Below are 25100 nucleotides of genomic sequence, written 5' to 3'. Positions count from 1 at the left end.
GCGTCTCCTGTCTAGACCGATCGGATCAGGCCGCCGTCGCAGCGCACCAGGCTTCCGGTGACGTAGCCGGCGCGGCCGCTCACCAGGAAGGCGGCGACCGAGGCGAACTCCTCGACGGTGCCGTAGCGCCCCGCCGGGATCCCGGCCTTGGCGGTCTTTTGCACCTGGTCCAGCGGCTGGCCGGTGCGCTCGGCTGCCGCCGCGTCGAGTTCGTCGACCCGCGCCGTGTGGATGCGGCCTGGCAACAGCATGTTGACCGTGACGCCGTCTCCGGCGACCTCGTTCGACAGCGACTTGGTCCAGCCGACAAGGGCGGAGCGCAAGGTGTTGGAGAGCGCAAGGTTCGGGATCGGCTGCACCACGCCGGACGAGCCGACGGTGAGGACGCGGCCCCAGCCTGCGGCGCGCATCGCCGGCAGCGCCATGGCGGTCAGCTCGATGACTCGCGCCACCATCATGGCGAAGTGCTTGTCGAGCATGGCGAGCGACATGGCGGCCGCGCCTCCCGGCGGCGGGCCGCCGGTGTTGTTGACCAGGATGTCGATGCCGCCGAGCTTGTCGCCGGCGACCTCAACCAGGCGCTCGGCGAAGGCAGGATCGGCGAGATCGGCCTCGACGAAAACGGCCTTGCCCTTGCCGGCGGCGTTGATCCTGTCGGCGTTGGCCGCGAGCTTCTCGGCGCTGCGGCCGCACAGAAGGACGTTGGCGCCCTCGGCGGCGATAGCCTCGGCGATGCCGAGCCCGAGCCCGCGCGAGGATGCGAGCACGACGGCGCGCTTGTCGGCGATCTGAAGATCCATGACTAGAGCTCCTTCACCTTCTTTTCGGTGCGCGCGATGAGGCGCAGCAGCTCGGCCTCGTCGGTGGGGCTAAGCTTCGGTCCGGGCGCGCGAGTGCGCGGGCAGGCGATGGCGCCGCGATGATGCAGCACCGCCTTGCGCACGGCGAGGCCATAGCCGGGCTGCTGCTCGTAGCGCAGGATCGGCAGATAGGCGTCGAAGACGTCCTCGGCCCGGTCCGGGTCGCCCGCCTGATGGGCCCGCACCACCTCGACCAGCATTTCGGGAAAGGCGAAGCCGGTCATGGCGCCATCGGCGCCGCGCGCCAGCTCCTGTGGCAGATAAAGCCCGCCATTGCCGCAAAGGATCGAAAGGCGCGGCGTGTCGGCCGTGCCGGAGCCGGCGCGCACGGCTGAAATCTTGGCAAGACCCGGACAGTCCTCGTGCTTCAGCATGACGATCTGCGGGCAATCGCGGGTCAGCGTCAGGATGGTGGCAGCGGAGATCGGCACGCCGGTCGTCTGAGGAAAGTCCTGGAGACACACGGGCACGTCGGGGCCAAGGGCCGCGCAGACCTGATGGAAGTAGCCGCGAACCCTGTCCTCCACCGCCGGTCCGGGGGAAGGCGCCACCATCACGCCCGCCGCTCCCGCGTCCATGGCGAAGTGGGCCAGCGAGGCGAGATTGTCGAGGCCGGCGGCGGAGACGCCGACCACCACCGGAATGCGCCCGCCGACGCGCTTCAGCACGCGGGCGGCAAAGCCCGTCGCCTCCTCGGCCGTCAGCTTGTTGGCCTCGCCCATGATGCCGAGGATCGTCATGCCCGTAACGCCATGCTCGAGATAGAAGTCGACGAGCCGGTCGGTGCTCGCATCATCGACGGCGCCTGTCTCGGTGAAGGGCGTTGCGGAAATGATGAAGACGCCGTTCGTCTGGCGATCGATGAGTTGGCTTGGCATGGGAGCTCCCTTAGGAATGGCTTGAAAAACCCGGCTCTTGCGGGGCCGGTGGGATGGAATGGCGATCGCTCTCCCGCGTCCGCGAGTAGCGGTCGGCGAAAAGGCGGCCGACAGGATAGTCGTCGTCCCATTCGACGCGGTGCGTCACGGGATCGATCAGCCCCTCGCGCGCGTGGAGCGCCAGGACCTCGCCGATCAGGATTTCGCGATGGTCGCCAAAGGCGATCGTGGTGTGCCGGCGGCATTCGAGGGCGACGGGCGCGGCGGCGATGCGCGGCGTGGCAATCCGCGCGCCCGGCTCCACCGCGAGCCCCAGCGCCGCCGTCTCGCTCTTGCCCGGTGGGTAGGCGGCGGCGGTGCCGATCATGGCCGGCAGGAGTTCTTCGGACACGATGTTGACGACAAACTCGCCGCGCGCGTGGATGTTGCGGGTGGTGTCCTTGGGCGAACCGTCCGGATGGTGCTGAAGGCCGAGGATGATAAGCGCCGGCTCCTCGCTGAAGACGTTGAAGAAGGAGAAGGGCGCGGCGTTGACCTGTCCTTCCTCGCCGAGCGTCGTCACCCAGGCGATCGGCCGCGGCAGGACGGTGGCCGTCAGCAGCTTGTAGCGGCTCGTCGCCGGCAGGGTGGCGAAGTCGAGGAGCATCGTCAGTCGGCCGGCCGGGAGGCCCCGGTCTGGCTGGTGATGATGCCGTAATGCTCGATGCGCCGGTGACGGGCGAAATCGAAGATCGTCGTCTTGCCGAATTCGCACAGATCCATGTCGCAGCCGTGGACGATCAGCTCATCGTCCTCGCTCTCGGCCTTGGCGACCACGAAGCCGTTGGGGTCGACGATCATCGAGCCGCCCATCAGCGGATGGCCGTCCTCGACGCCCGCCTTGGCGACGCCGACGACCCAGGTGGCGTTCTGATAGGCGCCGGCCTGCATCGACAGCTGCGAATGAAACAGGCGCTTCTCCAGCCCTTCGGCGCTCATCTGCGAGTTCACCGACGGCGTGTTGTAGCCAAGGAGCACGAGCTCGACGCCCTTCAGACCCAAGACCCGGTAGGTTTCGGGCCAGCGCCGGTCGTTGCAGATGCACATGCCCATGACGGCGCCTTCGTTGCTCCACACGTTGAAGCCGAGGTCGCCGGGAAGGAAATAGCGCTTCTCCAGATGCTGGAAGGCGCGCTGGGTGTCATATTCGACATGACCCGGCAGGTGGACCTTGCGGTATTTGCCGACGATCTCGCCCTTGCGGTTGGTCAGGATCGAGGTGTTGAAGTGGCGGCCGTCCGGCGTCAGCTCGGCATAGCCGAAGGAAATGGCGATGCCGTAATCCCTCGCGCGGGCGAACAGCGGCTCGGTGGCGCCGTTCGGCATCTCGCGCTCGAACCAGAAGTCGACCTCGGCCTGGTCCTCCATGTACCAGCGCGGAAAGAAGGTGGTGAGCGCCAGTTCGGGAAAGACCACCACGTCGCAGTTCCGCGACTTGGCCTGGTCGAGCAGCGCGATCATCCGTCTGACCACCGCCTCGCGACTGTCGGCCTTCTGGATGGGGCCCATCTGGGCGCCGCCGATGATGAGTTCGCGCATGAGGGTTCTCTCTTTGCTGGCCGGCTGCGCTAGAGGCTGAGCCGGCGCTCGAAACGACTGACCAGCCGCACCAGCGGCCAGAGGATGACGAGATAAACCGCCGCCGCCATCACGACGGGCGAGGCGTTGTAGGTGACGGAGCGGGCCATGTCGGCGGCGTAGAGCAGCTCGCCCAGCGAGACGACGCTCGCCAGCGACGTCAGCTTCACCACCTCGACGGTGTTGGACAGAAGATCCGGCAGGACGTTCCTCACTGCCTGGGGCAGAACGACGTAGAGCATGGTCTGCGCCCGGGTAAGGCCGGTGGAGCGCGCCGCCTCGAACTGTCCCTTGCCGATGGACAGGATGCCGGCGCGGTAGACCTCGCCGTAATAGGCGGAGTTGTTGAGCAGGAAGGCGATCACCACCGCGGCGAAGGGCGACAGGCGGATGCCGGCGAAGGGCAACCCGGAATAGACGAAGATCAGGAGGACCAGTGGCGGGATCGCCCGGAAGAAATCGACCAGCACGATGGACGGCCAGCGGACCCAGCGGCTGGAGTGGAGCGAGCCGAGGGCGACGCCGAGGCCGCCGGCCAGACCGAGCAGGATTACCACGACGCAAATTTCGGCAGTGGTGAGGAGGCCCGCCATTAGCGTCGGGAACGCGGCGCCCATCACCTGAAAATTCAGGAACTGGTCGAGGATCTGGTTCATGGCGTCAGGCCTTGCGCCAGGCAAAGCGCGTTTCCAGCCAGCGCGCCAGAACGACGAAGGGCAGAAACAACGCGAGATAGGCGAGCGCGCCGAGGGTGAGCGGCGAGGCATTGCCGGAAAAGGACTGGGCGGTGGTTGCCTGGTAGAGGATTTCCGGCACGCCGATGACGGTGCCGAGCGCCGTCATCTTGGTGATGGCGATCGCCCGGTTGGCGAGGGGCGGCAGCGTCAGCCGCACGGCCTGCGGCAGCACCACATAGCCGAGCGTCTGGGCGAAGCCGAGCCCGGTGGAGCGCGCAGCCTCCCATTGCCCCTTGTCGACCGAGGTGATGCCGGCCCAGAAGATTTCCTCGGCGAAGGCGGCGAGCACCAGGGACAGGACGACATAGACGACCATCGGTCCGGACAGGACGATGCCGATGTTGGGAAACCCGAAATAGATCAAGAGGATCAGAACCAGCGGCGGCAGCGACCGAAGGATGTCGGCGAAGCAGACGATGGCGATATTCGCGGCTCTGATCCCGACAGCTCTCAGGCAGGCGAGCGCCAATCCGACGAGAATTCCGGTGACGACGACGGCGATCGCCAGTTCCAGGGTGACGATCAGCCCGTCAAGAATGTCCGGCCAGTATTTGCCGATCACCCGGGGATTGAGGAAGGTATCGAGGAAACGTTCGAGCGGAGACATGCGCTTAGCCCCGCACACGCGACAGGAAGGCCTGCGTTCGCTCGTGCTTCGGCGCGCCGAACACCGCCTCGGGCGCGCCTTCCTCGACGATCACGCCGCCATCCATGAAGATGACACGGTCCGCGGCCTCGCGGGCGAAGCCCATTTCGTGGCTGACGACCAGCATCGTCATGCCGCTCGCCTTGAGATCGCGCATCACGGCGAGGACGCTGCCGACGAGTTCGGGGTCGAGCGCCGAGGTCGGCTCATCGAACAGCATCACCTTGGGCTCGAGCGCCAGCGCCCGCGCGATGGCGACCCGCTGCTGCTGCCCGCCGGAAATTTGGGACGGGAAGAAATCGGCGCGCTGGGCGAGGCCGACCAGATCGAGCGCCGCCATGCTTCTTTCGTCCGCCTCGGCGCGCGGCAGTTTCAAGACTTTGCGAAGCGCCAGGGAGACGTTGGAGCGCACGTTGAGGTGCGGATAGAGGTTGAAGGACTGAAACACCATTCCGACCTTGCGGCGCATGGCGTTGATGTCGACGCCGAGGCCGCAGATGTCGGTGCCCTCGATGAGGATGGCGCCGGAGGTCGGCTCTTCCAGGCGGTTGCAGCAGCGCAGCATCGTGCTCTTGCCCGATCCCGAGGGGCCGATGACGAAGACCAGTTCGCCGGTGGGCACTTTCAGGTTGATGCCGTTGAGGATGGCGTTTTCGCCGAATGCCTTGAAGAGTCCGGCGATCTCGAGCATCGGGCGTTTCATGAGCCGCCTCTCTCGGTGAGGGGAAACGGGTGACGGACCGCCGGAGACGGCCGAGCGAGCCGTCCTTGTGAGTACCTCCGGTCCGTCGGCATCTGTCTCACTTGCAGGCCGGCGTGTGGTCGTCCTCGACATAGCCGGGGAAGCCCGGTTGGCCGTAGCCCTTGATCGGGGTGATGGCGGTCGAGCCCTCTTCCGGGGTGACGCCGAACCACTTCTCCGACATCGCCTTCATCGTGCCGTCGATCTTCATGCACTCGATGGCGCGTTCCACCTCGTTGCGCAGATCGACGGAGTCCTTGCGGAAGGGCATGCCCCAGACGAGGCCCGTCTTGTGGAGATAGGAGAGCTTCAGGGCCGGATTCTTCTTCACGGCCCAGGCCGAAACGGTGTTGCCGGCGACATTGGCGGCGGCCCGCCCGGTCAGCACCGCCTGAATGGCGTCGGAATTGGTGCCGTAGCTCTCGACCTTCCAGCCGATCTTCTCTTCCAGTCCTCGCGCCCAGGAATCGTAGGCCGAGCCCTTGTTGACGGCGATCGTCTTGCCCTTGAGCTCCGAGAGGTCATCGATCTGCGGGCCGTCGGCCTTCACCACCAGTTGGAAGTCGGTGTCGAGATAGCCTTCGGTGAAGAGCAGGTTCTCGGCGCGCTCCGGGGTGATCGTGGTCGGCGCGGCCAGGAAGTCGAAGGTGCCGGCTTGCAGGCCGGGGATCAGGCCGGAGAACTGCGTCGCGGTGATCTCCATCTTCGCGCCGAGCCGCTTGCCGATCTCGTTGGCCAAGTCGACGTTGAAGCCCTCGACGCCACCGCTCATGGTCGGCATGGCGTGTGGCGCGAAGGTGCCATCGAGCCCGACATGGAAGGTGCGGTCCTCAGCGGTCGCCGCCGAGGATGCCAGCGCCGTGAGGAGCGCCGTCAAGACGAGAAATGAACGGTGTGCTGAGGCCATTGGCTTTCCCTTGAGAGACGGGGGGATTCTCAGTCAGGCGACCGCTTGAGGCGGCATCACTCCAACCGCGATGGCCAAGAGTTCCATTCGACAGCTCACCCGGTCAAGATAAGCTGTTATTTTGCTTGGCATCGAAAAATGCGGAAATCTTATAGATCGCTTCGATATTGCATATAAAATGGGCGTGACGATTTTATCATCACAATCTGCACTCTGTGCCAACATTTTGCCATTGACAGGAGCGCCGGCGAGCGGTTTCAAGGGGGTCTCTCGGTGGTCGATAGCTTTAGGGGGGCAGGTTGAGATGCCGCTCTGAGCACTACCATCAGCGTCGAGACGGGGCGGTGCGGCGAGCTGATGCTCCGGTCGCGCATCAGGAAAAGGAGCCTTGCAAATCTCATCTCGTGTGAAAAGATGCTTCTAGGTACTGACCGCCGGGTTCCCATGCATCCGTCTCGATCCCTGTTGCCCCTGATCCCGCGTGAGCGCGGATCCATGGCCGGATCGCAAGGCGGCCTGGGGTATCGGTGCGCGGCGGGTCCGGTTCATGAGGGAGCCGATCGCGCCATGCAGTCAAGATCAGCTCGTCTTGGAAGGCTGGGACGATGACGAACGCATGATCTGCCGGACGGCGCGGATCGGAGCGGGGAATACTGCTATCGCGACTATGGTTTCCCGTGATCTCAAACCCTTGGTTGAGCGGGTTCGCTCGCTGAGCGAGCGAGGCAGGTGAATGATGGGGATAACCGTCGCATCGACCGCGTCGATCATGCCATTCCGCGATGCGGTTCTATTAGGAACCGGTCAGTATTCGGCCCCACACATCGGTGACGGCGGGATCATTGCGGTTGAGGGAAGCCGAAGGCCGGTTCTGAGCCGAAGCCGCCAGATCGTTGTCGGCGCCGCGCAAGCCGATGATGCCCCGTCCCAAAAGGCAGGTGAATGACGTCGATCCCCCAAGCCGCCCCAACCACAGGATCGCTATCAAATGCCGGCGCGCCTCCGGCGACGCATTCGACGCCGTTGGTCGAGGTCAAGAACCTGACCGTCGAGTTTCCGACCGAGGACGGGCCGTTCCGCGCCGTCGACGGCATCGACCTGCACATCAGGCGCGGTGAGACGCTGGCGATCGTCGGCGAATCCGGCTCCGGCAAGTCGGTAACGGCCCTTAGCCTGATGCGGCTGATCGAGTTCGGCGGCGGGCGCATCGTCGGCGGCTCGATTCAGCTCGCCGGCCGCGACGGCGGCCTGCGCGACCTCGCCCAGGAATCGCTTCCGGCGATGAACCGGCTTCGCGGCGATGAGATCGCGATGATCTTCCAGGAGCCGATGACCTCGCTGAACCCGGTGTTCACGATCGGCGATCAGATCGCCGAGGCGGTCATGCTGCACCAGGGGCTGGGCCGGAAGGAGGCGCGGTCGGAAGCGCTGGCCATGCTCAACAAGGTGCGCATTCCGGAAGCCGCGCGGCTCCTGGACCGCTACCCTCACCAGCTTTCCGGCGGCATGCGTCAGCGCGTGATGATCGCCATGGCGCTGTCCTGCCGGCCGAGCCTTCTGATCGCCGACGAGCCGACGACGGCGCTCGACGTCACCATCCAGGCGCAGATCCTGCGGCTGGTGCGTCAGTTGCAGGACGAGATGGGCATGGCCGTCATGTTCATCACCCACGACATGGGCGTCGTTGCCGAGGTCGCCGACCGCGTTCTGGTGATGTACAGGGGCAAAAAGGTCGAGGAGGGGGTGGTCGACGACGTCTTTGCCCGGCCGCAGGCGCCCTACACCAAGGCGCTGCTGGCCGCCGTGCCGAAGCTCGGCAGCCTTTCGGGCGCGCCGCTGCCGCGCCGTTTTCCGGTTTTGACCGTGGAAGGCGAAGCCGGCATCGCCACCGAGGCCGAACGCTGGCAGGACACCGTCGAGCCCGCCGCGCCGCCCATTCTCGATGTCGACGATCTCTTCACCCGGTTCGAGGTTCGTCGCGGGCTGTTCGGTCGCCTGACCGGCCGCATCCACGCAGTCGAGCGGGTGAGCTTCAAGGTGCATCCTGGCGAGACGCTGGCGCTGGTTGGCGAGTCCGGCTGCGGCAAGTCGACCGCCGGGCGCACGATCATGCAGCTTCAGGCGCCGGATTCCGGTTCGATCCGCTTTTCCGGCCGCGATATCTTCGCGATGCCGGAAGCGGAGCGCCGGCGCATGCACCAGAAGATCCAGTACATCTTCCAGGACCCCTATGCCTCGCTCAACCCGCGCGTCACCGTCGGCTTCAGCATTGCCGAGCCGTTGATCACCCACAACCTGGCCAAGGGCGCCGGGGTCGAGGAGCGGGTGGCGCAGCTGCTGGTCGACGTCGGCCTCTCGCCGGACCATGCCAAGCGCTATCCGCACGAGTTCTCCGGCGGTCAGCGCCAGCGCATCTGCATCGCCCGCGCGCTGGCCTGCGAGCCGGATCTGATCATCGCCGATGAGGCCGTTTCCGCGCTCGACGTCTCGATCCAGGCTCAGATCGTCAACCTGCTGATGGATTTGCAGGAAAAGCGTCGGCTCGCCTATCTCTTCATCTCCCACGACATGGCGGTGGTCGAGCGGGTCAGCCACCGCGTGGCCGTGATGTATCTCGGCCAGATCGTCGAGATCGGACCGCGCCAGGCGGTCTTCGAAAACCCGCAGCACGCGTACACGCGGCGGCTGATGGCCGCTGTGCCGATCGCCGACCCGGCCCGACGCGATCGATCCCGGCCGCTTCTGGAGGGCGAAATTCCTAGCCCGATGCGCAAGCTGGGAGACGAGCCGATCTGGGCGCCGCTGGTCGAGGTCGAGCCGGGCCATTTCGTCGCGCGCCATCCGGTGGGCGATTTCGCTTGAGTTCAAACAGGGAAAAGGGGAACAACGAATGCCTTTGAAGAAGCTGATGGCCGCCGTGGCGCTGGCGGCGCTGACGGCAGCGGCGCCAGCCGTCGCGGCAGCGAAGACGCTTGTTGTCGGCGTCCCCGACAATCTCACCGGTCTTGATCCGACCAACATCAACGACACGCTGTCGCAGACTTCGCTGAGGACGGTCTACCAGGGGCTGTTCGGCTTCGAGGAGGGCATGAAGCTGGTGCCGCTTCTGGCCGAGAGCTACGAGGCCAACGACGACGCGACGGAGTACACCTTCCATCTGCGTCAGGGCGTCAAGTTCCATGACGGAACGGATTTCAACGCCGAGGCGGTGAAGGTCAATATCGAGCGTCTGGCCAACCCTGAAAACCATCTGTCGCGGCGCAGCCTCGTCTCGATGGTCGACAAGGTCGAGGTCGTCGACGACCACACCGTCAAGATTTCGCTGAAGGAGCCGTTCGGCGCGTTCGTCAACAATCTGGCCCATCCCGGCGCGATGATGATCAGCCCGGCCGCCCTCAAGAAGTACGGCAAGGACATCGGCCGCAATCCCGTCGGCACCGGCCCGTTCAAGTTCAAGAACTGGGCCGCCGACACCTTCGAGGTGGTCAAGAACGACGACTACTGGAAGGATGGCCTGCCGAAGGTCGATGGCGTCACCATCCGCTCGGTGCCGGAAAACGGCAGCCGCGTGGCGATGCTGCAGGCCGGCGAGGCGCAGTTCATCATGCCGATGCCGCCCGAGATGGTTCCGGTGGCTGAGAAGAACCCCAACGTCGATCTCGTCAAGACGCCGTCGATCGTCGCCACCTATGTGGCGCTGAACACCATGAAGAAGCCGTTCGGCGACGTGCGCGTGCGCCAGGCGCTGAACTACGCCGTCGACAAGGACGCCTATGGCAAGGTCGTGTTCAACGGCTTCTGCACGCCGGTGGATTCGCCGCTGCCCTCGCTCCTGGAGTTCTATCAGGGACAGACGCCCTACACCTTCGACGTCGAGAAGGCGAAGAAGCTGCTTGCCGATGCCGGTTATCCCGACGGCTTCGAAACCGAGATGTTCGGCCGCAACAACACCACGACCATCCGGGCGATGCAGTTCCTACAGCAGCAGTTCGCCCAGGTCGGCGTCAAGGTGAACGTGACGCCTCTGGAATCGGGCGTTGCCGCGCAGAAGATCTGGAGCGTCGAGAAGCCCGAGGACGCCACCGTCCAGATGGAATATGGCGGCTGGTCCTCCTCGACCGGCGATGCCGACTGGGCGCTGCGGCCGCTGCTGGCCAGCACCAGCTTCCCGCCGTCCATGTACAACGTCGCCTATTTCAGCAATCCGGACGTCGACGCGGCGATCCAGGGCGCCATCGGAACCGCCGACCCGGAGAAGCGGGCGGAATTCTATAAGACCGCCCAGGAGCTCATCTGGAAGGAAGCGCCCTGGGTGTTCCTCGGCACCGAGCAGATCCTGTCGGCCAAGTCGAAGGATCTGACAGGCGTCTACGCGCTGCCGGATCGCGGCTTTATCGTCGAGACCGCCGAGTTCAAGGACTGACGCGACCGCCCCGGACCCCCGCGCGGGGGTCCGGGGCGCCCATAGGCCGAAAGCGGCTGAGCCGCGCATGTTTCGGATCTGCTGAATGCTCAATTATCTCGCCCGGCGTCTGGTCGGCACCATTCCGGTGATCGTGGCGCTGTCGGTCCTTGTCTTCGCCTTCGTCCATCTCTTGCCGGGCGACCCGGCGCGGCTTGTCGCCGGCCAGGACGCGACCCCGGAGGACGTGCAGGCGGTGCGCGTGTCGCTCGGCCTCGACCGTCCACTCTGGGAGCAATATTTCCGCTTCGTCTCCAATGCCGTGCAGGGTGACTTCGGCACTTCATTGAAGACGAGGCGCACCGTCGCCGAGGAGATCGGCGAGCGCTTCATGCCGACCGTTTGGCTGACCGTGTTCAGCATGATCTGGGCCACCATCTTCGGCCTGCTGATCGGCGTTCTGTCCGGCGTCAAGCGGGGGCGATGGCAGGACTATACCGGAATGCTCGTCGCCGTGTCGGGCATCTCGTTTCCCGCTTTCTGGCTCGGGCTTTTGTTGATCGACCTGTTCTCGGTGCGGCTCGGCTGGCTTCCGACCGGCGGCTATGGGACCTGGCAGCACTTCGTCATGCCGTCCTTCACTCTCGGCCTCGGTGTCGCCGCGGTGATGGCGCGCTTCACCCGATCGGCCTTCGTCGAGATCACCCGCGAGGACTATGTGCGGACCGCCCGCGCCAAGGGCGTGCCGGAACGCTTCGTGATCTGGAAGCACACCCTGCGCAACGCGCTGGTGCCGGTCATCACCATGGTCGGTCTGCAGTTCGGCTTCCTGCTCGGCGGCTCGATCGTGGTCGAGACGGTGTTCTCCTGGCCCGGCCTCGGACGGCTGCTGGTCGATTCCGTCTCCTATCGCGACTACCCGGTGATCCAGGCCGAGATCCTGATCTTCTCGCTCGAATTCATCCTCATCAATCTTGCCGTCGACGTGCTCTATGCCGTCGCCAATCCGGAGATACGCTACCGATGAGCGCGGTCGTGCCCGCTGCCCCGGCCGCCTCGCGGCCCGTCCGCAGCCCGTTTCGCGAATTCCTGCGCCGCTTTCGCCGCGAGCGGCAGGCGATCGCTGCGGGCGTCTTCCTGCTGGCGCTCGTGCTGATGGCCGTCTTCGCCCCGCTCCTTGCCCCCTATGCGCCCGCCCAGCCCGACTACATGCATATCCTTGAGGGGCCGTCCGCGGCGCACTGGGCGGGGACCGACGCCTATGGTCGCGACATCTTCAGCCGGATCATCTGGGGCAGCCGCATCTCCCTGTCCGTCGGTTTTCTGTCGGTGACGCTCGGTGGCATTATCGGCGTCGTGCTCGGCCTTATCAGCGGCTTCTATGGCGGCTGGCTCGACTCGCTGATCATGCGCGTCTGCGACGTCCTGTTCGCCTTCCCCGGCATCCTGCTGGCAATCGGCGTCATCGCGATCTTGGGACCGGGCATCTACAACGTCATCTATGCCGTCGCCGTGTTCTCCGTGCCGGTGTTTGCCCGGCTGGTCCGCGGCTCGACGCTGGCGCTCAAGCAGGCCGTCTATGTCGACGCCGCAAGGGCGATCGGCGTGCGCGACCGGCTGATCATGCTGCGGCATCTGCTGCCCGGAACCATGCCGAGCGTCATCGTCTACTTCTCGATGCGCGTCGGCACGGCGATCCTCACCGCCGCCAGCCTCAGCTTCATCGGCCTCGGCGCGCAGCCTCCGAGCCCGGAATGGGGCGCGATGTTGGCGGACGGCCGCAGCTATATCGGCATCGCCAGTCAGGTGACGCTGTTTCCGGGCCTGGCGATCTTCGTCACCGTGCTCGCCTTCAACATGCTGGGCGATGGCCTGCGCGATGCGCTGGACCCCAAGCTTCGCAAGCTCTGAGGGATCGACGCTCGGGCTGGCGGTGCTGAACGCGATAGACTCTGACTGCGGATGGCGGCGGGACGGCCGCTTCCGGGCGTCGCTCGCCGACTGGCTAATGGAGAACACATGAAGCTCTATATCTGTGCCGATATCGAGGGCGTTGCCGGCGTCGTCAAGTCCGAGCAGTGCAGCCCCGGCAACACGGAGTACGAGCGCGCCCGACGCTTGATGACCGAAGAGGTCAACGCCGCCGTCGAGGGAGGGTTGGCGGCGGGCGCGAACGAAATCGTGGTCAACGACGCGCACGGGCCGATGACCAATCTCCTGCCCGAGCTGCTGCATCCGGCGGCGGAATTGATCCTTGGCAAACCGAAGCCGCTCAACATGTTCGCCGGGCTGACGAAGGATTTCGATGCTGTCCTGTGCATCGGCCACCACGCCGCCGCTGGCGGCTTCGGCGTCCTGGCCCACACCACCAACGGCTTCGCCTTTCGTGCCGTGCGCATCAATGGCCGCGCGTTGGGCGAGCCGGGGATCTATGGCGCCTATGCCGGCAGCCTCGGTGTGCCCGTTGCTTTGATCTCCGGTGACGACCGCTGCGCAAACGAGAACCGCGAGCTGTTTCCGCAGGCCGAGATGGTCGTCGTCAAGTCGGCGCTTGGCAGCAATGCTGCCCGCAATCTGCCGCTGCAGTCAGCGCGCCAGGTGATCCGCGAAGGCACCACGCGGGCTCTTGAGCGACTGGGCAGCCTCAAGCCGTTCATCATCGAGTCCCCGTTCGAACTGGAGTTCGAGCTGAATCACGGCGCGCTCGCCGATCTTGCTGAGGCGCTGCCGCCGGCACGCCGCATCGATGCGCGCCGCGTGCAGCTTCCGGCCGCCTCGCTCGCCGATGTGATCGGCTGGATGAACGCGATCTCCGCCATGTCCGCGTTTCTGCGCTGAGGAAACTGCAACGCCCCGGTTTCCGATCCCGGCCCGCGCAGTGGAAGGGCAACGCGCGAGGCGGGACGTTTGGGATCGGGCCTGGCGAGCCTCAGATCACCGGGCCAATAACGCAGATGTCCATCGCCCGTGTGTAACAGGCGATGGACAGCGCAATGGGCGAGCCGATCTTCATCATGGATGGATGACTTCGACGCCATGCTCGCGGCAGAGCCTTTCGATCGGCTCGGGCGGTGGCACATCGGTCACCATGACGTCGATATCGCCAATGAAGCCGGACTTTATTGTACCGAAGTCGCCGAATTTGCTTCCGTCGACAGCGAGGACGGTCTTGCGCGAGGTCGCGATCATTTCGGTGATCGGAGCCACGACCTCCTGATCGTGTTCCAGAATCGTCCCGTCGGCGGTAATGCCTGATGCGCTGATCACCGCGAAGTCGAGGACGAAGCGCCGGATGACGCGCAGCGTGTCGTCGCCGGTCAGCGACCCGCTTTCATTGCGTATGAGCCCGCCGGCGACGATCACCCGCAAGCCATCATTTTCGTAGAGCGCGACCCCTGCCTGCAGATTGTTGGTGACGATGAAAAGCCGTTCCTTCTTGGCGAGTTCCGCGGCTGCGATCGCCAGCGTCGAGCCACCGGCGAGATAGAGCGACGCATCTTCCGGGATGAACGAGCTCAGCAGTCGTGCAACGACCTTCTTTCGCTCGACATGAGTCGCGGAGCGCAGGGCGTAGGGCGGGCTGGACTGGCCTTCCGGAGCCGTCGCTCCGCCATGGTACTTCTGAATCAGGCCGCGCTGCTCGAGCAGGGCAAGATCGCGGCGAATGGTTTGGTCGGAAATCTGGCAGGCCTCAGCGAGATCGCCGATCGCCGCAAACCCTCCGCGGCGAACCATGTCGAGAATGATCTCATGTCGTTCAGCGCTGCGCTTCATGACTCCCTCATGTCGAAAATTCAACATTTGATACTACCAAAGCCCAATCAATGTCAAAAAATGGCGGAATGTCATGGCGTTTGTTGACAAAACAACAAAAATCGACAAAAACAGACAATGCGACCGGAGAATCGCACAATCGATGGCGCGGCAGCGTCGCGTTGATTTTAAGGGAGAAGCACCATGAATTTCGTCCGCAATGGCATGCTTGCGACCACTGCCGCCCTTGGCTTGATGGTCGGCGCAGCCCAGGCAGCCGAGGTGACGCTGAAGCTTGGCCACCATGTTCCCGCCGAGCACAGCACGAACCGCGAATATGCTCAGTACTTTGCCGATCTGGTTGGTGATCTGTCCAACGGCGAAATCGAGGTGCACAACTATCCGGGCGGCCAGCTCGGCGGACAGCGCGACCTCCTGGAGGGGCTCGAGCTCGGCACGGTCGATATGACCTATGCCGATCTGGGGGTCATCGCCAATTACGACCTGGCGCTGGGCGTTCTTGATCTGCCCTATGTCTTCGATAGCATCGATCACGCCTACCGGGCGATGGATGAGGGGCTGCTCTCGGCGGTGCAGGCGCGCGTCGACAAGGCGACGAGCTTCCATGTCGTGGGAATGATCCCGGTTGCCTTCCGCGATACGCTCCTGGCCGACAAGGACGTGGAAACCCTGGATGATCTTAAAGGCGTCAAGATCCGCACGCCCCAGGCGCCGGTCCTGATCGATACCTTCCGCGCGCTGGGTGCCAATCCCACGCCGATCCCATCAGGCGAGGCCTATACGGCGATCCAGACCCACGTCGTCGACGGCATGGAGGGCCACAAGGAATTCATCTACGCGATCCGGGTTCCGGAAGTCGCCAAGCACTGGGTCGAGACCAAGCACAATCTGACGTTCAACCTTCTGAACATCAGCGACATCACCTGGAATCGTCTCACCGAAAAGCAGCAGGCAACCGTCATGGAAGCCGGCAAGAAGGCGGGTGAGCATTTCCGCACCGCCAACGCCGAGATCGACGATCAATTCCGGCAGAAGCTCAAGGACGAGGGCGTGACCTTCTCGACCCCGGACCTCAAGCCCTTCCGCGAAGCCACCGCCCCCATGGTGGAGAGCTTTGTGAAGGACAACGACGCCAGCGATCTGTGGAACATTATCGAGAAGACGCGCTGACGCGTCGCGGCTCCGTGAATCCATCTCGGAGCCGCTCTCGCCACGGGTCCGACGCTCGTTGGTAGAGTGGGAGGGGTGCAAATGTCCGCCGCCTGGCGTGTGTTCGAATACTTCATCGCCGTTCTGTTCTCGTCTCTGGTCCTGGTGATCCTGGCCCAGATCGTGTTCCGCTATTTCATCGGAAGCTCGCTTTCCTGGGCGGACGAGGGAGCGCGCTATCTCTTCGTCTGGCTCGTCTACCTGTCCGGTGTCCTGGCCGCGCGGGAAGGGCTGAACATCACCTTCGAGATGATCCTGGAGGCGCTTCCGCGGCCAGTATGGCTCGTCCTTTTCGTCGCCTCCAACATCGTCGTCTGCGCTTTCCTGGCGCTTGCCGTCTGGCTGGGAATAGAGGCGACCGCCGAGATGCGGCAGGTTTCCTCGATCCTGCGCATCCCAATGAAATACGTCTACCTCGCGATCCCCATCGGCTGCTTCGGAATGTTTCTCGCCCAGATCTCCTTCTGCGTGAAACGTCTGAAAGACCCCCGGCACCCGCACCTGGACGTCACCTGACCATGGCCCTGATCACCTTCATCGCATTTGCCGGCTTCCTGCTGGCCGGCGTGCCGATCGCCTTTTCGATGGCGAGCGCTGCGGTCCTTGGCATCTATTTCGCTTCGCCGCTTCCGCTGACGCTCGTGCTGCAGCGTCTTTTCGTCAGCGTCGACAGCTTCAGTCTGATGGCCATTCCTCTGTTCATGCTGGCAGGCGAACTCATGACCGCCGGCGGGATCTCCATCCGGCTGGTCCGCTTCGCCCAGGCCGCGGTCGGACATCTGCGCGGCGGCCTCGGCCAGGTCTCCATCCTGACGAGCGTCATCTTCGCCGGCGTATCGGGCTCCGCCGCTGCCGATACCGCCGCCGTCGGCTCCATCACCCTGCCTGCGATGAGCCGGGAGAACTATCCCCGGGGGCTGGCGGCGACCCTGCAGGCCATGGCGGGTTCGCTCGGACCGATTATCCCTCCGAGCCTCACGATGATCATCTTCGCCTCTCTGACGGGCGTTTCCGTGTCCAAGCTCTTCATCGCGGGGATCGTGCCGGGCTTGTTGATCGCCGTCGGCCTGATGGCGCTCACATGGCACTACGGACGGGTCTATGATCTGCGCGTCGACCGCAAGGCGACATGGCGCGAGTTCATGATCGCGGGGCGCGGAGCGTTCTGGGCGCTGATCATGCCGTTCTTCATCGTCGGCGGCATCATCGGCGGCATCGTCACCGCGACCGAGGCCGGAGCCATCGCCGTCGCCTACGCTCTGTTCGTCGGTGCCTTCGTCTATCGGGAACTATCCTTCTCCATGTTCGTGGAGGTGCTGGTCCGCTCGGCGGCGTTGACGGCCATGGCCATGCTCGTCATCGCGGGCGCTTCGGTGCTCAACTGGATCGTCGCCTACGAGCAGATTCCGGCGACGATCGTCGGCTTCCTGACCGGCATCACTGAAAGCCCCTCGCTGATCCTCTGCCTGCTGGTCGTCTTCCTGATGCTTCTCGGCATGTTCGTGGAGACGATTTCCGCAACCATTCTCGTCGCGCCGATCCTGATGCCCGTGGCGGCTCAGTACGGCATCGACCCGACCCATTTCGCCTTGGTGATGGTCATGACGCTGGTCTACGCCGGTGTGACGCCACCCGTCGGCGGGATCCTCTTCATCACCATGGCGATCGCGCGAACCTCGCTCGGATCGCTCTTCCGGTTCCTCCCGGCCTATCTCGGCGTGATGCTGTTCGTGCTGCTGCTCGTGGTCTTCGTACCCGACGTCGCCCTGTTCCTCACCACCTTCTTCTGAGGCACCCAATGTCCAGATCCATGACCGCGGCCGTCTTCGACGGCACCCAACGCCTCGTTCTGACCGAATTGCCGATCCAGGAACCCGCCGACAACGAGGTTCTGATCGAGATCGACAGCGCCACGATCTGCGGGACGGACCTGCACATCCTCGAGGGCAAGTTCGAATCAAAGCCTCCCGTCGTCCTCGGCCACGAGTTCTCCGGACGGGTGGCGAAGACGGGATCATTGGTACGAAATTGTACCGTCGGCGACCTCGTCTCGGTCGAACCGCACATCTATTGCGGCCGGTGCAAGCCATGCCGGACCGGCAAGCCGCATCTGTGCACCGACCGCCTGGCCTGGGGGATCAACCTCAATGGCGGATTTGCCCAGTACGCGACAGTGCGCGACGACGTGGTTTATCACGTCCCGGCCGGCCTTTCCGGGGAGGAGGCCGCTCTTGCCGAGCTCCTGGGCTGCGTGATGAACGGCATCGAGCGCCTTGCGGTCGGAATCGGTGACGCCGTCGTGATCCTGGGCGGCGGTGCCGCCGGCATCCTTCTGGCGAAGCTGGCGCAGAAGCGCGGCGCCGCGCAGATCATCTTTTCGGAGCCGAACGAGGCCCGGCGCGAAGCCATCCTAGAGCTCGGCTACCGCCATGTCTTCGATCCCGGTGCCGTCGATCTGGCGCAGGAGATCGAAAAGCTGACGGAAGGCGGGGCGGATGTCGTGATCGACGCGGCCGGTGTTCCCGCGACGGCGGAGCTCGCCCCGCGACTGGCCGCGCGCGCCGGGCGCATTCTGTTCTTCGGCGTCATGGCGCCGGGACGCCGGATCGAGATCGAACCGAACCTCGTGTTCTCGCGCGAGCTCAGTATTCTCGGTTCGATCCGCAACCCCTTCACGCACCACCGCATCCTGCAGCTGATGCCGCAGCTTGGCCTCGACGGGCTCATCACCCACCGCTTCGGCCTCGATCAGATCCAGGAGGCTTTCGATGCCGCCCGCCAGGGCGCCGGCCTGAAGATCTGCATCAAGCCCAACGGGTGATCCGGTGAAACCCCTCGACTGTCTCAGCTTCGGCAGCGCCGGCTTCGACCTCCTGGTGGAGGTCGCGAGCCTGCCGCAGAGCGATACCCGCATCCCCGCGTCGGGCTATGTCGCGGGGGGCGGCGGGCCGGCGGCGACCGCGACCACCGCGCTTGCGCGCCTCGGCGCCCGCACCGGGCTGGTCACTGCCGTGGGGACCGACCATATCGGCGATCTTATCCTGGCGGAGCTTGGCGCCGACGGCATCGATCTCTCCGGAGTTCAGCGGCTGGCAGGCGTGCCATCGACCGTCGCATCGGTCCTGGTGGAACCCTCGGGCGCCCGCGCCATGGCCGTCTATGGCGGATGCATCAACGCCATTCGTCTCGATGCCATCGATCTCGAACGGATCGGCGCCGCCCGGGCCGTGCTCGCCGACGGCAACAATCCCGATCTCGCCCGCCTGGTCGCGTCGGAGGCGCGGCAGAAGGGCGTTCCGGTTCTTCTCGACGGCGGCAATATTGGCGGTGACGAGTTGGCCACCCTGCTGCCGTCGATCGACATCTACATTCCCGACATCGCCTCAGCGCGTCGCCAGGCCGCGAACGTGACGGATCCGCTCGCCCTGGCGCGCGCATTTCAGGCGCAGGGGCCGCAGACCGTCTGCATCACGCTCGGCGAAGAGGGCAGCCTCGCGGTGCGCGGCGACGAGGTCGTCGCGATGCAGGCCGCCACCGGAATCAATGTGAAGGATACGACGGGCGCCGGCGACAACTTCCACGGCGCCTTCCAGTTCGCGTGCCTCCAGGGATGGGGCCTGCGCCAGACCCTCGCCTTTTCCAACGCCTTCGCCGCCCTGACGACCCGCGCGATCGGCGGGCGAGGCGGCATTCCCACCCTTGCCGAGGCTGAACGCCTCGCGCTCACGCTTCTCCCAATCAAAGGATAGAGTCATGCCTCTCGTTCCCATGAAGGAACTTTTGTCGGACGCGGTGGCGCGGGACTATACGGTGGTCCAGTTCAACACCGACTGCATCGAAATCACCCAGGCCTTCCTGCGCACCGCCGAGGCGAACCGAGCGCCAATTATCATCGGTGTCGGGCAGGGTGCGGCGAAGGACGGCAAGATCGAACCGATCGCCGCGATGCTGCGCGATTACTGCAGCCGCTCCAAGCTGCCGGTGAGCCTCCACCTCGACCACTCGGAGGACCCCGCCCAGGTCATGCAGGCGCTCCGGGCTGGCTTCACCTCCATCATGATCGACGGCTCGGCGCGACAGCTGCCCGAGAACATCGCCGTGACGAGCGAGGTCGTCGAGATGTGCCGGCCGCTCGGCGTCTCGGTGGAAGCCGAGCTCGGCCGTATTCCGGGCGTGGAGGACGACCTGGTCGTCAGCGAGGACCAGGCGAACAAGGTCGAGTTGAGCGTCGTCGAGGAGTTCGTCGGCAAGGTGACGACCGATGCCCTGGCGGTGGCTGTCGGTACGGCCCACGGAATCTACAAGTCCGAGCCGAAGATCGATTTCGAGCTTCTCGACCAGGTTCTGAAGGCAACCAGCACGCCTCTCGTTCTGCACGGCGGTTCGGGCGTTCCGGACGCCTCGCTCCGCAAGGCCTTCGACATGGGCATCAAGAAGCTCAATGTCGGCACGGAGCTTCGCCTTGGCTTCCTCAAGGGCGTTCACGCCGGCGTCGAGGCCGGCGACAACATCTACGCCTGTTTCGAGCGCGGCAGGCAGATCGTCGACAAGCTCGTCTTCGACAAGCTGAAGATCAGCAGGTCCGAGGGCAAGGCGTGAGCGCCTCCTTAGGCCCTTCGACGGGGAAAGGCATGCCGGACTGGTCAGACTTCCGGAAGGAAGCTCTCTATATCGACGGTGCATGGATCGAAAACTCCGCCGATCATGTCGAGGTCCACGATCCCGCCACCGGCGAACTGATCGGCGTCGTCCCGAAGGCCGGGCGGCAGGAAGCGGAAACAGCGGTTGAGGCGGCCAAGCGGGCGTTCCCGGCATTCGCGGCCCTTCCGGCGGCCGAGCGCGCCAAGATGCTTCATCGCCTCGCCGACGAAATCGAAGCCGCGCTGGAGCCGCTGGCCGAGTTGCTCACGCGCGAGCAGGGCAAGCCGATGACCGAGGCGCTCGGCGAAGTGAGGATGTCGGCGGCCTATATTCGCTGGTTCGCCGAAGAAGCACGGCGCGTCTATGGCGAAACGATTCCTTCGCCCTGGCCCAACCGGCGGATCATGACGACCAAGGAGCCGGTGGGTGTGGTAGCCGCGATCACGCCTTGGAACTTCCCGTCCTCGATGCTCGCACGCAAGATCGGGCCAGCGCTCGCCGCCGGATGCACCCTCGTCGCCAAGCCCGCCAGCCAAACACCCTATAGCGCTCTCGCCTGGGGCATTCTGTGCGAGCGCGCCGGTATCCCGTCCGGTGTCGTGAACATCGTCACGGGCGACGCAGGCGAGATCGGCGGGCTCTTCACCTCACACCGGGATGTTGCGAAGATCACCTTCACCGGCTCGACCGCTGTCGGCAAAATGCTGCTGCGACAGGCGGCGGATACCGTGAAGCGATGCTCCATGGAACTCGGCGGGAATGCGCCCTTCATCGTGTTCGACGATGCCGACCTTGGCGCAGCCGTCGAGGGAGCGATCGCCGCGAAGTTCCGCAACGCCGGCCAAACCTGCGTGTGCTCAAACAGGATCTACGTTCAGTCGGCAATCTACGACCGGTTCGTCGCGCAATTCTCCGAAGCGGTCAGCCGCTTGAAGCTCGGACCCGGAACGGCGGCGCAGACCGATGTCGGTCCGCTCATAGATGCCCGCGCGCTATCGAAAGTGGAAGAGTTCCTGGCCGATGCCGAGGCGAAAGGCGCCCGCATCGTATGCGGCGGGAATCGTCAGCAAGGCCTCTTCTTTCAGCCGACGGTCGTCGCTGAAGCGACCGAGCAAATGAATGTCGCTCGCGATGAGATCTTTGGTCCGGTCGCACCGGTTTTCCGCTTCGAAAGTGAAGCGGAGGTCGTCGAAGCGGCGAACGCGACCGAATACGGCCTTGCCTGCTATTTCTATACCCGCGATCTTGGTCGAAGCTTCAGGGTCTCCGAAGCCCTGAAATTTGGGTTGATCGGGATCAACGAAGGGATCATCACCACCGAGGTCGCCCCGTTCGGCGGCGTGAAACAGAGCGGCTTCGGCAAGGAAGGCTCGCGCTACGGCATCGAGGATTACCTCGATACGAAATATGTCTGCCTCGGCGGGCTGGGGATGGATGCCTGAAGATGAGAACCCATAACATCGCCTTGTTGCCGGGGGACGGAATTGGTCCCGAGGTGATTGACGCGGCCATGCTGGTGCTGGAAGCAGCCGCTGCAAGATTCGATTTTGCCCTCAAGACGCAGCGCTATGACTGGTCCTGCCAAACCTATCTCGACACCGGGAGGATGATGCCCGCAGACGGCATCGAGAGGTTGCAGACCCATGACTGCATTCTGCTCGGCGCCGTCGGATGGCCCGCCAAGGTGGCGGACAGCGTGTCGCTGCACGGCCTGTTGCTTCCGATCCGCAAGCAGTTCGACCTCTACGTCAACATGCGGCCGCACAGGTTGCTCGCCGGGGTCGACGGCCCGCTGCGCGCGAAGGATTTCGACATCCTGTGCATTCGGGAAAACACCGAAGGCGAGTATTCCGGAGCGGGCGGACGCGTTCACCAGGGAACGAAAGCGGAAGTGGCGGTGGAAACCGCGATTTTTACGCGGCACGGCGTGGAGCGCATCCTTCGCTACGCTTTCGAGAAGGCGCGCCAGCGTTCGGGACGACTTGCCTCGGTGTCCAAATCGAACGCTCAGAAGCATAGCATGGTCTTCTGGGACGAGGTTGCCGAGGAGGTTGCGGCGGACTTTCCGGACGTGAGAATGACCCGCTATCACGTGGACGCTTTGGCCGCGCGCATGGTGACCCATCCCGAGACACTGGATGTCGTCGTCGCGTCAAACCTCTTCGGCGATATTCTCACCGATCTCGGCGCGGCCATTCAAGGCGGTCTGGGCTTTGCCGCATCGGCCAACCTCAATCCTGCCGGCGGCGGTCCCTCGATGTTCGAGCCCGTGCATGGATCGGCGCCCGATATCGCGGGCAGGGGTCTCGCAAACCCCGCCGCGAGCATCTGGGCCGGGGCGATGATGCTGGAACATCTCGGGGAAGTCGCTGCCGCCGAAGGCGTGATCGCAGCGCTCGAGGCGACCACCGCCGCCGGGCAGACGGTAACACCGGACTGCGGTGGCGAGGCATCGACCTGGGAAATGGCCGAAGCCGTGGCGCAGGCGATCCGATGACATAGGGGCGGACCGAGAGGGAAGAGGTCGCGGAAGGCATCGCCCCCTCGCTTCCGATGATCCTGATCGCGGCGCGATGGCGCCGATTGAACGAGCCATTCGAGCGTCGCGCAACGAATGTCCGCTTCGCTCCCTTCGAGCGATGACTGCTTAGGGCCAGGCTTTCCGAAGCAGTCAGCGATCACGCGGCTTGAAGAGCAGCACGAGGCTACCTGCGTGGCTGCTTCAGCCGTCCGTCGAGCGGCTCAGCTGCTCCCAGTCCATGATCTCTTGCGTCATCCGTCCGATCCGGTTCCGCACCAGTTCCAGAGCATCGCTGCCCAGCAGGAGCTGCGGCGGCGGATTATCCGAGGCGACGAGGGTCAAAACCGCATCCGCCAATTTCGCGGGATCGCCGAGTTGCCGGCCATCCTTCTGCTGGCGTGCCGCGCGGATCGGATCGAAGAGCGCATCATAGTCCGCGATCGAACGCTTCGTCCGGACCATCGAGCGACCGGCCCAATCCGTGCGGAAAGAGCCTGGGCACAGCGTCGTGACATGGACCCCGAAGGGCGCCATTTCCGCGCGCATGACCTCGGAGATGCCCTGCAGCGCGAATTTGCTGCCGCAGTAGTAGGCGATGCCCGGCATGGTGATCATTCCGCCCATCGACGTCACGTTGACGATGAAGCCGCTGCGCCGCTGCCGGAACCTCGGCAGGAAGGCCTTTGCGACAGCGACCGCGCCGAAGACGTTCACGTCGAACTGCCGCCGCATCTCGTCGAGCGGGGATTCCTCCAAAACGCCCTCATGGCCATAGCCCGCATTGTTGATCAGGACATCGACTGGGCCATGCTCCTGTTCGACCTTTGCGACGACGTCCGCAATGCGGTCGAACTCGGTGACATCGCAGCGCACCGCGCTCGCCCGCGGCAGTCGCTCCAGCAGAGAGGCCCGCGCTTCCTCCGAGCGGACGGTGCCGATGACCTTGTGTCCGGCCTGAAGGGCTGCCTTTGCGATGGCAAAGCCGAATCCGGAATTGGAGCCGGTGATGAAGAAGGTCTTGCTTGACATGAACGCCTCACGGATTGAATTCCATCAAGGCTTGACGGATATTATCCTAGGCGTCGCGTAAATAGGTCGGATCATATGAGTTCATTGCCTGATCCTATGAGTTCGAGCGTGGCGGCGTCACTGACGGATCTCGCTTTTCCTCTCGCGCCAAAGCCGGGCTACAATCCGACGGCGTTGCCTTCCATCCGTATCCTCCGGTCTAACGTGATCCTCGAGGATGTTCCCGTGCTCTACCGGCCGGGGGCGGTCTTCGTTCTGCGAGGCTCCAAGCAGGGTTTGCTTGATGGGACGGTCTATCGCTACGATGCCGATCACTACCTGGCCGTCGCGGTGCCAGTGCCTTTCAGGATGACCTCTGAAGCCACCTCCGAGCAGCCCTTGCTGGCGATCTACGTCGATTTCGACCTGCAACTCGCAGCCGAGATCGCCGTCCAGCTGGAGGCGCAGCACCGGAACTTGAAAACCGAGCCGGCGCGAAGTCTTGTTTCCAGCCGGATGGAGCCTGCGATCGAGGACATGCTTCGGCGGACCCTGCGGATGCTGGCCGACCCGACCGAGTCGGCCATCCTGGGACCGGGCGTCTTGCGGGAGCTGCACTACCGGGTGCTGATAGGCCCCCAGGGCGGGGCGCTTGTTGCCGCGCTGCAACAGCGCGGCACCACCGGCCGGATCGTCCGCAGTCTCGCTCGGATACGGGAAGGCTACAGCACAGGCCTATCGGTGCCCGACCTTGCCGCGGCGGCGGGCATGAGCGTTCCCTCCTACCATGCGCATTTCAAGGCACTGACAGGCAGCACGCCGATCCAGTATGTCAAAGCCATCCGGCTGCATGAGGCGCGCCTCATGATAGCGCGGCGGAACGGTCCTGTCGCCGCCATCGCAGGCGAGGTCGGCTATGCCAGCGCGGCGCAATTCAGCCGGGACTTCAGACGCCACTTCGGCCGCAGCCCGACGGAAGAGGCGGGCTGGGTGCGCGAGCATCTGGGTGAGATCGTTTGAGGCAATGGTCGTCAGCCCTGGAAATCCGCGATGAGAGAGCGCCGCTCGCCCTTGTCGATCACGAACAATGGCTCTCTGCGCCAGGAGCCGCCGAGGCTCTCGCCGGCACGAGCCCGCTCGACTCGGGTTGCGACTGGA

Annotated in this window: 24 protein-coding genes; 14 read left to right on the top strand and 10 right to left on the bottom strand. The window is 64.7% G+C overall.

The window, feature by feature from the left end:
* Positions 1 to 11 precede the first annotated feature (11 nt).
* The 8 genes from B5D38_RS15055 to B5D38_RS15020 form a co-directional block, all read right to left on the bottom strand.
* Positions 12 to 800, bottom strand: coding sequence for an SDR family oxidoreductase (locus B5D38_RS15055; protein WP_078709258.1), 789 nt, complete (start codon positions 798 to 800; stop codon positions 12 to 14).
* 2 nt (positions 801 to 802) lie between these two features.
* A complete protein-coding gene (locus B5D38_RS15050; RefSeq protein WP_078709257.1) occupies positions 803 to 1738 on the bottom strand; it encodes a dihydrodipicolinate synthase family protein in 936 nt (311 codons plus the stop codon).
* A 10-nt stretch (positions 1739 to 1748) separates the two neighbouring features.
* Entirely contained in the window at positions 1749 to 2384 is a 636-nt protein-coding gene (locus B5D38_RS15045) for a flavin reductase family protein (protein ID WP_078709256.1), read from the bottom strand.
* Positions 2385 to 2386: 2 nt separating this feature from the next.
* On the bottom strand, positions 2387 to 3316 hold the full coding sequence (locus tag B5D38_RS15040; protein WP_078709255.1) for an N-carbamoyl-D-amino-acid hydrolase: 930 nt from the start codon (positions 3314 to 3316) through the stop codon (positions 2387 to 2389).
* A gap of 29 nt (positions 3317 to 3345) precedes the next feature.
* A complete protein-coding gene (locus B5D38_RS15035; RefSeq protein ID WP_078709254.1) occupies positions 3346 to 4011 on the bottom strand; it encodes an amino acid ABC transporter permease in 666 nt (221 codons plus the stop codon).
* A gap of 4 nt (positions 4012 to 4015) precedes the next feature.
* Positions 4016 to 4699, bottom strand: coding sequence for an amino acid ABC transporter permease (locus tag B5D38_RS15030; protein ID WP_078709253.1), 684 nt, complete (start codon positions 4697 to 4699; stop codon positions 4016 to 4018).
* Between the two features lie 4 nt (positions 4700 to 4703).
* Entirely contained in the window at positions 4704 to 5441 is a 738-nt protein-coding gene (locus tag B5D38_RS15025) for an amino acid ABC transporter ATP-binding protein (protein ID WP_116002759.1), read from the bottom strand.
* A 97-nt stretch (positions 5442 to 5538) separates the two neighbouring features.
* Positions 5539 to 6387 carry a transporter substrate-binding domain-containing protein gene (locus B5D38_RS15020; protein WP_078709251.1) on the bottom strand — a complete coding sequence of 283 codons (849 nt, stop codon included), beginning with the start codon at positions 6385 to 6387 and terminating at the stop codon, positions 5539 to 5541.
* Positions 6388 to 7329: 942 nt separating this feature from the next.
* Between B5D38_RS15020 and B5D38_RS15010 the strand changes: the two genes are divergently transcribed.
* From B5D38_RS15010 to B5D38_RS14990, 5 genes are all read left to right on the top strand, one after another.
* A complete protein-coding gene (locus B5D38_RS15010) occupies positions 7330 to 9249 on the top strand; it encodes an ABC transporter ATP-binding protein (RefSeq protein ID WP_078709249.1) in 1920 nt (639 codons plus the stop codon).
* Positions 9250 to 9277: 28 nt separating this feature from the next.
* Positions 9278 to 10810 (top strand): glutathione ABC transporter substrate-binding protein GsiB, encoded by a 1533-nt coding sequence (gsiB, locus tag B5D38_RS15005; RefSeq protein WP_078709248.1) that lies wholly within the window; start codon positions 9278 to 9280, stop codon positions 10808 to 10810.
* An 85-nt stretch (positions 10811 to 10895) separates the two neighbouring features.
* The gene (gsiC, locus tag B5D38_RS15000; protein ID WP_078709247.1) at positions 10896 to 11816 is read left to right on the top strand and encodes a glutathione ABC transporter permease GsiC; all 921 of its coding nucleotides are present in this window, start codon (positions 10896 to 10898) and stop codon (positions 11814 to 11816) included.
* The gene (locus tag B5D38_RS14995; RefSeq protein ID WP_078709246.1) at positions 11813 to 12700 is read left to right on the top strand and encodes an ABC transporter permease subunit; all 888 of its coding nucleotides are present in this window, start codon (positions 11813 to 11815) and stop codon (positions 12698 to 12700) included. Before gsiC ends, B5D38_RS14995 begins: the two co-directional genes overlap by 4 nt.
* 51 nt (positions 12701 to 12751) lie before the next feature.
* A complete protein-coding gene (locus tag B5D38_RS14990; protein WP_342587360.1) occupies positions 12752 to 13627 on the top strand; it encodes a M55 family metallopeptidase in 876 nt (291 codons plus the stop codon).
* A 174-nt stretch (positions 13628 to 13801) separates the two neighbouring features.
* On the opposite strand, the gene B5D38_RS14985 is transcribed toward B5D38_RS14990, so the two are convergent.
* A complete protein-coding gene (locus B5D38_RS14985) occupies positions 13802 to 14563 on the bottom strand; it encodes a DeoR/GlpR family DNA-binding transcription regulator (protein WP_165690874.1) in 762 nt (253 codons plus the stop codon).
* A 183-nt stretch (positions 14564 to 14746) separates the two neighbouring features.
* On the opposite strand from B5D38_RS14985, the gene B5D38_RS14980 reads away from it, so the two are divergent.
* From B5D38_RS14980 to B5D38_RS14945, 8 genes are all read left to right on the top strand, one after another.
* A complete protein-coding gene (locus B5D38_RS14980; RefSeq protein ID WP_078709243.1) occupies positions 14747 to 15733 on the top strand; it encodes a TRAP transporter substrate-binding protein in 987 nt (328 codons plus the stop codon).
* Positions 15734 to 15814: 81 nt separating this feature from the next.
* Entirely contained in the window at positions 15815 to 16288 is a 474-nt protein-coding gene (locus tag B5D38_RS14975; RefSeq protein ID WP_078709242.1) for a TRAP transporter small permease, read from the top strand.
* Positions 16289 to 16290: 2 nt separating this feature from the next.
* A complete protein-coding gene (locus B5D38_RS14970) occupies positions 16291 to 17562 on the top strand; it encodes a TRAP transporter large permease (RefSeq protein ID WP_078709241.1) in 1272 nt (423 codons plus the stop codon).
* Positions 17563 to 17570: 8 nt separating this feature from the next.
* Entirely contained in the window at positions 17571 to 18593 is a 1023-nt protein-coding gene (locus B5D38_RS14965; protein WP_207552963.1) for a zinc-dependent alcohol dehydrogenase family protein, read from the top strand.
* A 4-nt stretch (positions 18594 to 18597) separates the two neighbouring features.
* Positions 18598 to 19521: a carbohydrate kinase family protein gene (locus tag B5D38_RS14960; protein ID WP_078709239.1), complete on the top strand. Its 924-nt coding sequence runs from the start codon at positions 18598 to 18600 to the stop codon at positions 19519 to 19521.
* A 4-nt stretch (positions 19522 to 19525) separates the two neighbouring features.
* Positions 19526 to 20371: a class II fructose-bisphosphate aldolase gene (locus tag B5D38_RS14955; protein WP_078709238.1), complete on the top strand. Its 846-nt coding sequence runs from the start codon at positions 19526 to 19528 to the stop codon at positions 20369 to 20371.
* Between the two features lie 32 nt (positions 20372 to 20403).
* Complete coding sequence (locus B5D38_RS14950; RefSeq protein ID WP_078709237.1) at positions 20404 to 21855, top strand: NAD-dependent succinate-semialdehyde dehydrogenase; 1452 nt, start codon at positions 20404 to 20406, stop codon at positions 21853 to 21855.
* A gap of 2 nt (positions 21856 to 21857) precedes the next feature.
* Positions 21858 to 22910, top strand: a complete 1053-nt coding sequence (locus B5D38_RS14945; protein WP_078709236.1) for a tartrate dehydrogenase — start codon at positions 21858 to 21860, stop codon at positions 22908 to 22910.
* 225 nt (positions 22911 to 23135) lie between these two features.
* On the opposite strand, the gene B5D38_RS14940 is transcribed toward B5D38_RS14945, so the two are convergent.
* Complete coding sequence (locus tag B5D38_RS14940) at positions 23136 to 23963, bottom strand: oxidoreductase (protein WP_078709235.1); 828 nt, start codon at positions 23961 to 23963, stop codon at positions 23136 to 23138.
* A gap of 75 nt (positions 23964 to 24038) precedes the next feature.
* Between B5D38_RS14940 and B5D38_RS14935 the strand changes: the two genes are divergently transcribed.
* On the top strand, positions 24039 to 24962 hold the full coding sequence (locus B5D38_RS14935) for an AraC family transcriptional regulator (protein WP_078709234.1): 924 nt from the start codon (positions 24039 to 24041) through the stop codon (positions 24960 to 24962).
* Positions 24963 to 25100: the final 138 nt, after the last annotated feature.

Source organism: Consotaella salsifontis, assembly GCF_900167365.1.
Taxonomy (GTDB): Bacteria; Pseudomonadota; Alphaproteobacteria; order Rhizobiales; family Rhizobiaceae; genus Consotaella; species Consotaella salsifontis.
Note: the sequence above shows the minus strand (reverse complement) of the source record. Positions and strands in the feature narration are given on the sequence as shown.